Genomic DNA, 11,672 nt, shown 5'->3' with positions numbered 1-11,672 from the left:
GCGGCAGCGGCGGCAGCGGCGGCAGCGGCGGCAGCGGCGGCAGCGGCGGCACGGAGGTGTTCATGCTCCGACGGGTCGCCGGCATGGCGTTCGCGCCCAGCACCATGGTGTTCCCGGGCGGAGGCGTCGACGCTCGCGACGGCGACGTCGACCTGCCGTGGGCGGGCCCGTCGCCGTCGGAGTGGGCCGAGCGCCTGGGCTGCAGCGCGGCCGAGGCGCAGATGTACGTCGCCGCCGCCGTCAGAGAGGTCTTCGAGGAGTGCGGCGTGCTCCTGGCCGGTCCGTCGGCGAACGGGCCGCTGGCGGCGGTCGACGACGAGCGCTGGCGCCAGGTTCGCGCCGACCTCGTCTCACGGGCCGCGTCGCTCGGGCAGGTGCTCGCCGACAACGGGCTCGTCCTGCGCTCGGATCTCATCGCCGCCAAGGCGCACTGGCTGACGCCCGTCTTCGAGCCCCGGCGGTTCGACACGTGGTTCTTCGCAGCGCTCATGCCGTCGCACCAGCTCGCCGACGGGGACACCTCGGAGGCGGACGAGGCGGGCTGGGTCGTCCCCGACGAGCTGCTCCGCGGGTATGCCGCCGGGTCGGCTCTCATGCTCCCGCCGACGGTCGTGTGCGTGGAGCAGATCGCAGCCGCGGGCAGCGCCGCGGACTTCGTCCTGCACACCGAGCACCTGCCGCTCATCATGCCGGAGGTCGTCGAGCGCTCTGCCGGCCCGGCGATGGTGGTCGAGCAGCTCGTCGAGCCCACTGAGCGACAGCCGTGAAGGGCGCTGCGGCGGACCCGGCCTGGGCCGGCGGGCTGGTCAGCGAGCGAGCCACCTGCGTGCTCTGCCACAACCCGTCGCCGATGACCCTCGACGGGACGAACACCTGGGTCCTGGCCGAGCCAGGCTCGTCGGAGGTGGTAGTCGTCGACCCGGGCCCGCTCGACGAGCGGCACCTCCAGACGGTGCTTCACCACGTCGCCGAGACCGGGGGGCGCGTCGCGCTCACGCTGCTGACCCACGGTCACGACGACCACGCCGAGAGCGCCGACCGCTTCCACCAGCTCACGGGAGCGCCGGTGCGAGCCTTCGGACGCGGCCACGACGACATCCGCGCCGGAGAGACGATCACCGTGGGCGGGCTCGAGATCCTCGCGGTCGAGACTCCCGGCCACACCAGCGACTCGTTCTGCTTCGTGCTGCCTGCCGACAACACCCTGCTCACCGGCGACACCATCCTCGGTCGCGGCACCACGGTCGTGGCGTGGCCCGACGGCAACCTCGAGGCCTACCTCGGTTCGCTCGACCGGATCGAGGACCTCACCCGCGCCGGAACGGTCGCCAGCCTGCTGCCCGGGCACGGGCCGTTCGTCGAGGACGCGGCAGCGACGGTCACGTTCTACCTCAAGCACCGTGCCGAACGGCTCGACCACGTGCGTCAGGCGGTCGCCGAGGGTGCGCAGACGGCATACGAGGTCGTCGAGCGCGTCTACTTCGACGTGCCGCGAAGCGTGTGGCCGGCTGCCGAGCTCTCGGTGCAGGCCCAGCTCGAGTACCTCCGGGAGGTCAGCGGGCGCGGCGCTTGAGCCGCTCGACGTCGAGCAGCAGCACCGCCCGCGCCTCGAGTCGCAGCCAGCCGCGCGTCGCGAAGTCGGCCAGCGCCTTGTTGACCGTCTCGCGGGAGGCGCCGACGAGCTGCGCGAGCTCCTCCTGGGTGAGGTCGTGGGAGACCATGATGCCGCCCTCGACCGGCCGGCCGAACCGCTCGGACAGGTCGAGCAGCGCCTTGGCGACGCGGCCCGGCACGTCAGTGAACACGAGGTCGGCGAGGTGGGCGTTGGTGCGGCGCAGGCGCTGCGCGAGCGCGGCGAGCAGTGCCTTGGACACCTCCGGGCGCCCGGTGAGCAGCCCGGTGAGCGAGTCGTTGCCGAGCCCGAGCAGCTGTGTCTCGGCGACTGCGGTCGCGGTCATCGTGCGCGGGCCGGGGTCGAACAGGCTCAGCTCGCCGAACATCTCGCCCGGCCCGAGGATCGCCACGAGGTTCTCCCGGCCGTCGGCGCTCGTGCGGCCGAGCTTGATCTTGCCCTCGGCGATGACATAGAGCGTGTCGCCGCGGTCGCCCTCGTGGAAGAGCACGTCGCCGCGCTCCATGCGGCTCGGGGACATCTCCGACTGCAGCGCAGCGGCCGCTTCGTCGTCGAGAGCCTTGAACAGGGGCGCGCGCCTCACCACGTCGAGATCCACGGGGTCAGTGTGCCACGTGCGGTATGCCGCCGCCCGCGCTCCGCGACGACGTCCCGGGTGCTTGTCCGTCGGGCGCCGGCGCGTGACGGCCAGGGACCGAGACCGCGCCGGAGCGGGCGTGGCCGGTGTCGTTGCCACCCAGCCCGGCGGCATACAGTGTCGTCTGTGTCTGCCCGTGCCCTCGTGACCGCCGACGAGACGCCGGTCGCGCGCGTCCGTCGAGCTCGGAAGATGTACCGCGCGCTGCACGACCGCTACCCGTACGCCCACTGCGAGCTCGACTTCACCACTCCGCTGGAGCTGCTCGTCGCGACGATCCTGTCGGCGCAGACGACCGACGTCGGGGTCAACAAGGTGACCCCGATCGTCTTCGCGAAGTACCGCACGGCGGCCGACTACGCAGGCGCCGACCGCGTCGAGCTCGAGACGATCATCCAGCCGACCGGCTTCTACCGGAACAAGGCCGACGCGCTGATCAAGCTCGGCGCCGCGCTGGTGGAGAACTTCGACGGCGAGGTGCCGGGGCGGCTCAAGGACCTGGTGACCCTGCCCGGCGTCGGCCGCAAGACGGCCAACGTCGTGCTCGGCAACGCCTTCAACGTTCCCGGCATCACCGTCGACACACACTTCGGGCGGCTCGCCGGCCGGTTCGGCTGGACCGAGGAGACCGACGCGGTCAAGGTCGAGCACGCGGTCGGGGCGCTGTTCATGCGCCGCGACTGGACGATGCTCAGCCACGTCGTGATCTTCCACGGCCGCCGCACCTGCCACGCCAAGCGGCCCGCCTGCGGCGCCTGCCCGGTCGCGCGGTGGTGTCCCTCCTACGGGATCGGTGAGACCGACCCGGACAAGGCGGCCAAGCTGCTCAAGTTCGAGCTGGCCCCGAAGTGACATGTTCGGCTGTCGCCGAGGTGACCTGTTCACCTCCTCGCCGAGGTGACCTGTTCGGCTGTCGCCGAGGTGACCTGTTCTGCTGCCGTCAAGGTGAGCAGGGTGGACCGGTGAGCTGGGTGGGACAGTGACGTCGACGCTCAGCGCGATCACGTATGCCGGCAGGTCGGGCACCATCGAGCCGTCCCCGATGCTCGGGGGCGGCGAGGCCGGCGTGGCTGGCGGGGCCGGCGTGGCCGCGCCGCGGCCCGAATGGGTCGATGACCTCGCGGTGAAGCTGGAAGATGCTGCGCCAGAATGGTTCTCGCACTTCGTGCCGCCCGAGGAAGGGGGGCGCGAGTCGGCCGTCCTCATCCTCTTCGGCCCGCCGCCGGCCGGTGCATCCTCCGCCGACGAGCACCTCGTTCTCATCGAGCGGTCACACACGATGCGCACCCAGCCGGCCCAGATCGCGTTCCCGGGCGGCTCGCGCGACCCGGGCGACGCCGACCTCGTCGAGACCGCGCTGCGCGAGGCCGCGGAGGAGACCGGGCTCGACCCGAGCGGTGTCGAGGTCGTCACGCAGCTGCCGACCCTCTACCTCGCGCCCGCTCAGTTCGTCGTCGCCCCGGTGCTCGGCTGGTGGGCGCACCCGTCGCCGCTGTCGGTGCGGGACCCGGCCGAGGTGCACGACGTGCTCGCTGTCCCGGTGTCGCACCTGGTCGACCCGGCCACGCGCTTCTCGGTGACGCATCCGTCGGGCTTCGTCGGCCCCGGCTTCGACCTCGACGAGCTGCTGCTCTGGGGGTTCACGGCAGGGCTGGTCAGCGCGGTGCTCGAGATCGCGGGGCTGAGCCGGCCGTGGGACGCCGGCGTGCACCGCCCGCTGCCGGAGCGCTACCTCGGAGGGCCGCGACGATGACCGGGAGCGTGGTGCTCGACATCGCCCTGATCGTGCTGCTCGTCGCGTACGGCTACTCCGGCTACCGGCAGGGCCTCATCCAGAGCGTCTTCTCGCTCGTGGGCTTCTTCGGGTTCGCGCTCATCGCGATCTGGCTGCTCCCGTCGGGGCTGTCGCACTGGGATGCCGTCGCCCAGGACTCGCGGAGCCGGGTGCTTGCGCTCATCATCGGCGTCGTGGCGTTCGGCTGGCTGGGACAGTGGCTCGGCAGCATGGTCGGCGCCTCGATCCGCAAGCGGATCGGGAGCAGCTCGTTCCGCCGGGTCGACCAGGTGCTCGGCGCAATCGTCGTCACGCTTGCCGCGAGTCTCATCGTCTGGTTCATCGGCGGCACGCTCCGCAGCGCCGGCAACCCGTCGCTGGCCAAGGCGATGTCCGAGTCTCGGGTCCTGCGCGTCGTCAACGCCGTCGTGCCCGAGGAGACGGGCCAGCTCTTCGCGAGCTTCCGCGGCTTCCTGTCCAGCCAAGGGTTCCCGCAGGTCTTCGGCGGCCTGTCTCCCGAGCCGATCACCCCGGTGCAGGACCCCGACCCCGGCGTCGCCCGGCTGCCCGCGGTCCGTGCGGCAGGCCGCTCGGTCGTCAAGGTGACCACCCAGGCCGCGCAGTGCCAGCGTGGCCAGGAGGGCACGGGCTGGGTGGTCTCACCGGGCAAGATCGTCACCAACGCGCATGTCGTCGCCGGGGCGGACGAGGTGCAGGTCGAGGGTGGCGACCAGGCGCTGCGGGGGCGCGTGGTCATCTTCGACCCGCAGCGCGACCTGGCCGTGGTCAGCGTGCCGGGCCTCGCTCTTCCGCCGCTGCAGCTCGGTGGCGAGCTGAAGCGCGGCGACTCGGCGGCGGTGCCCGGCTTCCCGCTGGACGGTCCCTACCGTGTGTCATCCGCACGGGTCCGGGCCATGCTCGACGCTCGTGGTCTGGACATCTACGGCCAGAACCGCGTCGTGCGCGAGATCTACTCGCTCGCCACGATGGTGCAGCCCGGCAACTCCGGAGGCCCGCTGCTCGACACCAACGGTCGCGTCTCGGGGGTCGTGTTCGCGAAGTCGCTGGAGGACGACTCGACCGGATATGCCCTGACCCTGAACGAGGCGAAACCCGTTCTGGACAAGGCCGCCTCGGCCACCAACGAGGTGAGTACCGGAGCCTGCGTCGCCGGCTGACCCTGGGGGCTGCTCACCGTTCGAGGTATTCCGGTCGAGGTGATAGGTCGCCCAATAGCCCGACTCTGCACCTCGACCCGATTACCTCGAATCGCGGGCGCTGGTCGGGCATCGCGAGGAGCGCGCCAATCCGGTTCGAGGCAGCGGGCATGGTGACAGAGTTGGACCATGCAGGTGTCGTTCGTCAGCGCCGACGGGATCACCGACCATCAGCCGTCCGAGCTCGAGGGGCTGCTCGGTCGGTCCGACGGGTTCGTCTGGGTCGACATCCCCGACTACGACGACCAGGCGGACGGGCTGCTCGCGGGCCCGCTCAAGGCGCACGCCCTGGTCCGACAGGCCTGCGCCGAACGCAACTTCGTGCCGACGATCCACGCCTACGAGCAGCACCTGTTCGTCATCCTCCACGCACCGCTCACCGGGGAGGGCGGTCACGTGCACGTCCTCGAGCTCGACGAGCTGATCGGGGACACGTACCTCGTCACCGTTCACGGCCCCCGCAACCCGGTGCTCACCCAGGAGGCTGCGACCGAGGAGACCAGAGCGATCCGCGCGCGCCTCGAGGCCGGTCGGCTCCGGCCCGAGAGTGCACACGAGCTCGCCTATGCCATCGGCTCGGCCATCGCGCGCCGCCAGAGCGCAGCGGTGCGCCAGGTCGCGGGCCAGCTGCCCGAGCTCGAGAATGCCGTCATGGCCGCCGACTTCCGGCGCCCGGAGGAGCTTCTCGAGCGTCTCTTCCTGCTGCGGCACGAGCTGAGCACCGCACGCACCATGGCCTCACAGGCGTACGACATCCAGGCGCGGATCCACTCGCTGGAGCGCTTCGTCCCCGCCGAGGCGCGACGTCACGCGCGGGACCTAGCGGAGCAGTTCGAGCGGGTGCGCAGCCTCGGCGACGGTGAGATGGGGTTCCTCGTCGGCGTCATCGACCTCTATCAGACCCGGGTCACGACGAAGATGACCGTGGCGATGGAGCGTCTGGCCGTGATCGCGGCGATCACCCTTCCGATCACCGCCATCGCGTCCATCTACGGCATGAACCTCATCGGCAATGACGGCACCGACATCGAGCACCTCGTCATCGTGCTCGCCGTCATGCTCGGCATCAGCTTGTGGCTCTTGCGATGGGCCCGCCGCCAGGGCTGGTGGTGACCGTGCACATCGACTCTCCCGGGCTGCGCACCGATCTCGACCTCCTGCTGCTCCAGGGGTCATCGGTCGTCGACGCGGGCGACCATCTCGTCGTGCGCACCGAGTCCAACCCGACCTTCTGGTGGGGGAACTTCCTACTCGTCTCGGGTGAGGCTCGTGCATCCGAGATCGACCACTGGACAAGCCGGTTCGAGCACGAGTTTCCGACCAGCGCGCATCGCGCGATCGGCTTCACCAGAGCCGGCGGCGACCTGGGCGCCTGGCGAGCGGCCGGCTGGGACGCCGAGGTCGACGTCGACCTCGCCACGCAGGCACTGCCCGTGTCCGGGGACGCCCGCGACGGCATACTGCTGGAGGGCACTGGCTCTGACAGCGGCCTCACGCTGCGGGCCCTGGAGACGCCCGAGGACTGGGAGCAGTCGGCGGTCGTCGGGGGCGGCGACACGCCCGCCGACCGGCGGGACGACCAGCTCGTGTTCGAGCGGCGGCGCGCTGCGGCGCAGCGCGCCCTCGTCGAGTCGGGACGGGCGCGGTGGTTCGGCGCGTTCGACGGCGAGCGGCTCGTCGGCAACCTCGGGATCGTCCGGCTCGCTGACCTCGCGCGCTACCAGGACGTCGTGACGCTCGCCGAGTACCGCCGGCGCGGCATCGCCGGTGCCCTCGTGCGCGCGGCGGGCGAGTGGGCATATGAAGACCCGCACGTGCGGCGGCTGGTCATCGTCGCGGAGGACGGTGGGCCGGCGATCGGCCTCTACGAGCGGGCTGGCTTCAGCGAGGTCGCTCGCCACACAGCGGTGTCCCGCACACCCCTGCCCGCCGGGTGACGCCGAGGTCAGGCCGGGGCGGCGACCCAGTAGGTGCGCTGGTTCGTGAAGGCGAGCAGGCCCGAGTCGGCGAGCTCGCGCCCGTAGCCACTGCGCCGCGTGCCGCCGAACGGCAGCCGCGGGTCCGACGCGACGACCGCGTTGACGAACGCCGCGCCGGTGGTGACCTGCCGCGCCACCCTGACCGCGCCCTCCGTCGAACGGCTCCAGACGGACAGGCCCAGGCCGTATGCCGTGTGGCCGGCCAGTGCGACCGCGTGCGCTTCGTCGCGGGCGACGGCCACGGCCGCGACGGGGCCGAAGGTCTCCTCGTCGAAGACCGGCATTCCGGGCCGCGTGTCGACGAGAACGGTCGGCTCGTAGAACCAGCCGTCCGCGTCGATCCTGCGGCCGCCCAGCGCGACCGTGGCACCGAGAGCGACCGATGCGTCCACCTGTCGCTGGAGGACGTCGCGCAGGTCGGCGCGCGCCATCGGCCCGATATCGGAGGTCGGGTCGGTCGGGTCGCCGACGCGCAGGTCACGGACGCCGGCGACGAATCGCTCGACGAACGCCTCGGCGACGGGCTCCTCGACGACGAACCGCTTGGCGCAGACGCAGCTCTGGCCGGCGTTGGTGAACCGGGCCCGGACCGCGGCGGCGGCGGCGGCCTCGACGTCGGCATCTGCGAGGACCACGAAAGCATCCGAGCCGCCGAGCTCGAGCACCGACGGCTTGGCCGCGCGGCCGGCGGCGGCACCGACGTGCTCGCCCGCCCTGTTGCTGCCGGTGAGGGTGACGCCCGCGACGCGGTCGTCGTCGACGAGACTCCCGACGACGTGGGGGACATCGGGCTCGGCGATGACGAGCGCGGTGACGAGATGCGCAGGCAGGCCTGCCTCCTCGAACAGCCCCGCGACGGCGAGCGCGGAACCGGTCACGTTGGGAGAGTGTTTGAGCAGCACGCCGTTTCCGGCCGCGACCGCGGGGATGGCGAAACGCATGACCTGCCAGATCGGGAAGTTCCACGGCATGACGGCGAGCACCAGCCCGATCGGCTCGTGCGCGACCCAGGCGGTGACGTCGGGGGAGTCGAGGTCGACCGGCCGGTCGGCCAGGACGCGGGCGCCGTGAGCGGCATAGTGGTCGGCGGTGAGTGCCGACTTGGAAACCTCGCCGCGAGCCTCGGCGAGGGGCTTGCCCATCTCGCTGGTGACGAGCGCGGCGAGGGTGTCCGTCCGGTCTCTCAGCACCGCTGCCAGCCGCGCGACGCCGGTGAGCCGCTCGGCCAGTGGCGTCGAGCCCCACGCACGGGACGCAGCTGCGCCTGCCGCGACGGCGGCCTCGATGTCTTCGGTTCCCATCGACGGAAACCGTTGCAGCACAGTGCCGTTCGCCGGGTTGACGGTCTGGATGTTCGCTGGCCCGGCTGAGATGCTGGTGACAGTCATGGGGTGCTCAGTCCTCCGCGGTCGTGCTCGGAAAGGTGCTCGAACGTCTCGCCTGTCGCCGTGATCGTCCGGGTGACGTCGCGGCCGCCGTAGACCCAGTAGATCCGCATCGTGCCGGCGCCGCGGTTGTAGAAACGGTGCGGCACCCCCGCGGGCACCCAAGTTGCTTCTCCCGCAACGAGATCGAACGACGCATCCCCGATCTCCGCGACGGCCTCGCCTTCGAGGACGAGCACCGACTCCTCGACGTTGTGGCTGTGCAGCGGCAGGCCCGTGCCTTCGGCGAACTGGGTCTGCCCGGTCGTCACCCTGTTGGTCTCGCAGTTCCACTTGCCGACATAGGGGATCGTGACGACGCCATTGCCGCGGTCGAAGGGCCTGACGGTCGACGGGCGAATGACCAGGATGCGTGCGCTCGGCTGGTCAGGCATGGTGGTCCTCTCGGGACAGGGCGGTTGTGGGCGCGCGAGTCGGCAGGGCGGCGACGACCGCGTCGGCGACCTGCGCGGTCGTGAGGGTGCCGCCGAGATCGGGGGTGCGAGTCGAGGGCTCTGCGATCACCGCACTCACCGCGTCGTCAACGGCCTGCGCCGCGGCGACGAGCTCCGCGCGTCCGGCTCGCCTGCCATGCCAGTCGAGCAGCATCGCGGCTGACCGGATGAGCGACACAGGGTTGGCGATGCCGCGGCCGGCGATATCGGGCGCAGAGCCGTGCTGGGCCTGGGCGACGCACACGCCCTCGCCGACGTTGATCGCTCCGCCGAGCCCCAGGCTGCCCGACAGCTCGGACGCCTCGTCGCTGAGGATGTCGCCGAACATGTTCGTCGTCACGATGACGTCGAAACCACTGGGGTCTCGGATGAGCCGGGCGGCCGCGGCGTCGACGATGAGCTCTCGCAGCTCCACGTCGGCATAGCCCTCGGCGACGCGGCGCACCTCCCGCAGGAAGAGCCCGTCCGACAGCTTGAGGACGTTGGCCTTGTGCACCGCGGTGACCACACCGCGACGCGTCCGGGCGAGCTCGAACGCGGCGCGTGCCACTGTGGCCGAGGCATGCGCGGTGATCTTGCGGATGGAGAACGCGGAGTCGGCGTCCGGCATGAACTCGCCGGGGCCGGCATACATGTTGCGGTCGGAGTAGAAGCCCTCGGTGTTCTCGCGGACGATGACGAGGTCCATCGGCGCTCGCAGCACGCTCAGATCCGGGACCGACCTGCACGGACGGATGTTGGCGTGAAGGGCGAACCGGGTCCGCAGCTCGGCCGACGGATTGAGGCCGCCCTCGGCGCGTGGTGGGTAGTCGTAGTGCGAGACCGGGCCGAGGATCGTCCCGTCGACCTCGGTGACGCGCTCGACGACCGCGTCGGGGAGGGTCGTGCCCTCTGCGGCCAGCGACGCGAGCCCGATCGGCGCCGACTCGACCATGAGCCCGAGCTCATGCAGCTCGTCGGCCGCTTCCAGGACACGCAGCGTGGCCGCCGTGATCTCCGAGCCGATGCCGTCGCCCGGCAGTACGAGGATCCTCATGCCGCTCCTACCTCCTTGTGCCGGACCCGCACAGCGGCAAGGGTGTTCAGCTGCGTTCCGGGCACGACGCAGCGGTCGGCGGCGCGTCGCCAGTCGGCGAAGTGCTGAGCCGCTCGGTGTGCTGCCACCGCGTCCTCGTCGACGTACCGCTCGTAGAAGACGAAGTGATGCGGGTCGGCCAGGTCTTGGGTCACCTCGAACCCGAGGCAGCCCGGCTCGTCGTTGAACGAGCGCTCGGCGTTCGTGCCGATGGCGTCGACGAACTCGTCGAGGCGCTCGGGGATGACGTCGAGCGAGACGATGAGGGCGATCACGGTGCGGTCTCCTTCGGGTCGTGGGTCGGTGAGTCGGTCTGTGGAAGGGGTATGCCGTGGGGCTGGGCCAGCTCGCGCAACGCCGCCCACGTGGCCGGCGCGAGCCGTATGCCGTCGCGTTCGTTCGCGACCCGGGCGCGGTCCTCGAGCTCGCCGGGGACGAGGATGTGGTCGGCCCACGCCGCGAGCTCGCCGGAGTGGGTCTGGTCGACGAGCTGCTCCATGCGACAGGCGAACTCGTCGGCATCGCCTGCTGCTGCGATGTCGATCACGATCAGCAGGTGCCCGGCACCGCTGCGTCGGGTCGGGTCGTAGGGGCCCGCGACCGAGTCCCCGAATGCACTGCCGGTGAGCACCCCTGCGAGGACGTCCATCATGAACGAGATGACGTAGCCCTTGGCGCCGGCCATGGGCAGGATCAGCCCGTCGATGGCCGCGGCAGGGTCGGTCGTCGGGGTGCCGTCGGCGGCGGCTGCCCATCCTTCGGGGATCTGCTCACCCCGCTCGGCGGCGAGGTAGACCTTGCCCCGGGCGACGGCAGTGTTGGCAAGGTCCATGACGACGACCCCGTGCCGGCCGGCGGGTGCTGCGATCGACCACGGGTTGGTGCCGACCGACTTGCGGCGCCCGCCCCAGGGAGCCATGGCCGGGCTGGCATTGGTCACGAGGAGGGCCACGCATCCGGCCTCGGCGACGGCGCGGGTGTAGTAGGCGGCGGTGCCGAAGTGGCCCGAGTTGCGGACCGCTATGCCGGCGATGCCGTGGGCTCGCGCGCGCTGGACACCGAGGTCGGCGGCGCGCCGGGCAACGACCTGGCCGATTCCGTCGTGCCCGTCGAGGACGACGACCGCGCCACGGTCGACGACCGGCTCCACGTCGGTGACCGCGGCCATGGCACCGGAAGCCAGCCGAGCGGCATACCACGGCAGCCGCAGCACACCGTGAGACGCATGGCCCCACAGCTCGGCGGTCACGAGCGAGTCGGCCACCAGGGCAGCGTCGGCCTCGGGCACGCCGCGGACGGTGAGCAGGTCGGTCACGAAGGCGGTGAGCGCCGAGGGCATGACCACGACCGGCTCGGCTGCCGGCGCGCCACCCGGGCCTCGGGCAGAGCTGGCAGTCCCTGCGATGGCGGAAGCGTGCGCGACGTGGGTCACCGTTGCTCCTTTGCGAATCGGGTTCGTGCAAGAATTGAGGCATGCA

General features: G+C 71.4%; 13 protein-coding genes. 7 read left to right on the top strand and 6 right to left on the bottom strand.

Going from position 1 to position 11,672, the window contains the following annotated elements; all coding sequences use genetic code 11:
* On the top strand, positions 1-767 hold a 767-nt coding region (locus ACYVLP_RS13770; RefSeq protein ID WP_460627913.1), incomplete at its 5' end, for an NUDIX hydrolase.
* Complete coding sequence (locus tag ACYVLP_RS13765) at positions 764-1,573, top strand: MBL fold metallo-hydrolase (protein ID WP_460627912.1); 810 nt, start codon at positions 764-766, stop codon at positions 1,571-1,573. The genes ACYVLP_RS13770 and ACYVLP_RS13765, both read left to right, overlap by 4 nt.
* Here the strand turns inward: ACYVLP_RS13765 and ACYVLP_RS13760 are convergent.
* Positions 1,554-2,231, bottom strand: a complete 678-nt coding sequence (locus tag ACYVLP_RS13760; RefSeq protein ID WP_452270053.1) for a Crp/Fnr family transcriptional regulator — start codon at positions 2,229-2,231, stop codon at positions 1,554-1,556. The genes ACYVLP_RS13765 and ACYVLP_RS13760 overlap by 20 nt on opposite strands.
* 231 nt (positions 2,232-2,462) lie before the next feature.
* On the opposite strand from ACYVLP_RS13760, the gene nth reads away from it, so the two are divergent.
* The 5 genes from nth to ACYVLP_RS13735 all read left to right on the top strand — a co-directional run bounded on the left by nth (position 2,463) and on the right by ACYVLP_RS13735 (position 7,198).
* The gene (gene nth, locus ACYVLP_RS13755; protein WP_460627916.1) at positions 2,463-3,122 is read left to right on the top strand and encodes an endonuclease III; all 660 of its coding nucleotides are present in this window, start codon (positions 2,463-2,465) and stop codon (positions 3,120-3,122) included.
* A 127-nt stretch (positions 3,123-3,249) separates the two neighbouring features.
* Positions 3,250-4,023: an NUDIX hydrolase gene (locus ACYVLP_RS13750; RefSeq protein WP_460627911.1), complete on the top strand. Its 774-nt coding sequence runs from the start codon at positions 3,250-3,252 to the stop codon at positions 4,021-4,023.
* Complete coding sequence (locus ACYVLP_RS13745; RefSeq protein ID WP_460627910.1) at positions 4,020-5,222, top strand: MarP family serine protease; 1,203 nt, start codon at positions 4,020-4,022, stop codon at positions 5,220-5,222. Before ACYVLP_RS13750 ends, ACYVLP_RS13745 begins: the two co-directional genes overlap by 4 nt.
* Before the next feature lie 168 nt (positions 5,223-5,390).
* On the top strand, positions 5,391-6,374 hold the full coding sequence (locus ACYVLP_RS13740) for a CorA family divalent cation transporter (RefSeq protein WP_460627909.1): 984 nt from the start codon (positions 5,391-5,393) through the stop codon (positions 6,372-6,374).
* Between the two features lie 2 nt (positions 6,375-6,376).
* The gene (locus tag ACYVLP_RS13735) at positions 6,377-7,198 is read left to right on the top strand and encodes a GNAT family N-acetyltransferase (RefSeq protein WP_460627908.1); all 822 of its coding nucleotides are present in this window, start codon (positions 6,377-6,379) and stop codon (positions 7,196-7,198) included.
* A gap of 8 nt (positions 7,199-7,206) precedes the next feature.
* Here ACYVLP_RS13735 and ACYVLP_RS13730 read toward each other — a convergent pair whose 3' ends face one another.
* Genes ACYVLP_RS13730 through ACYVLP_RS13710 form a run of 5 tightly spaced genes read right to left on the bottom strand, consistent with a single transcriptional unit; the run spans position 7,207 to position 11,626 of the window.
* Positions 7,207-8,628, bottom strand: a complete 1,422-nt coding sequence (locus ACYVLP_RS13730; RefSeq protein WP_460627907.1) for an aldehyde dehydrogenase family protein — start codon at positions 8,626-8,628, stop codon at positions 7,207-7,209.
* A complete protein-coding gene (locus ACYVLP_RS13725; protein WP_460627906.1) occupies positions 8,625-9,059 on the bottom strand; it encodes a cupin domain-containing protein in 435 nt (144 codons plus the stop codon). Before ACYVLP_RS13725 ends, ACYVLP_RS13730 begins: the two co-directional genes overlap by 4 nt.
* A complete protein-coding gene (locus ACYVLP_RS13720; RefSeq protein WP_460627905.1) occupies positions 9,052-10,155 on the bottom strand; it encodes an isocitrate/isopropylmalate dehydrogenase family protein in 1,104 nt (367 codons plus the stop codon). The genes ACYVLP_RS13725 and ACYVLP_RS13720 overlap by 8 nt, the downstream gene beginning before the upstream one ends.
* The gene (locus ACYVLP_RS13715; RefSeq protein ID WP_452270045.1) at positions 10,152-10,469 is read right to left on the bottom strand and encodes a putative quinol monooxygenase; all 318 of its coding nucleotides are present in this window, start codon (positions 10,467-10,469) and stop codon (positions 10,152-10,154) included. The genes ACYVLP_RS13720 and ACYVLP_RS13715 overlap by 4 nt, the downstream gene beginning before the upstream one ends.
* Positions 10,466-11,626 (bottom strand): Ldh family oxidoreductase, encoded by a 1,161-nt coding sequence (locus ACYVLP_RS13710; protein ID WP_460627904.1) that lies wholly within the window; start codon positions 11,624-11,626, stop codon positions 10,466-10,468. Before ACYVLP_RS13710 ends, ACYVLP_RS13715 begins: the two co-directional genes overlap by 4 nt.
* Positions 11,627-11,672: the final 46 nt, after the last annotated feature.

Source organism: Intrasporangium mesophilum, from assembly GCF_054783095.1.
This window is presented reverse-complemented; position numbering and strand designations above follow the sequence as displayed.

Excerpts from the sequence above, each read along its gene's own strand:
- nth (WP_460627916.1), top strand. The coding sequence starts at position 2,463 with ATGTACCGCGCGCTGCACGACCGCTACCCGTACGCCCACTGCGAGCTC.
- ACYVLP_RS13745 (WP_460627910.1), top strand. The coding sequence starts at position 4,020 with ATGACCGGGAGCGTGGTGCTCGACATCGCCCTGATCGTGCTGCTCGTC.
- ACYVLP_RS13740 (WP_460627909.1), top strand. The coding sequence starts at position 5,391 with ATGCAGGTGTCGTTCGTCAGCGCCGACGGGATCACCGACCATCAGCCG.
- ACYVLP_RS13730 (WP_460627907.1), bottom strand. The coding sequence starts at position 8,628 with ATGACTGTCACCAGCATCTCAGCCGGGCCAGCGAACATCCAGACCGTC.
- ACYVLP_RS13725 (WP_460627906.1), bottom strand. The coding sequence starts at position 9,059 with ATGCCTGACCAGCCGAGCGCACGCATCCTGGTCATTCGCCCGTCGACC.
- ACYVLP_RS13720 (WP_460627905.1), bottom strand. The coding sequence starts at position 10,155 with ATGAGGATCCTCGTACTGCCGGGCGACGGCATCGGCTCGGAGATCACG.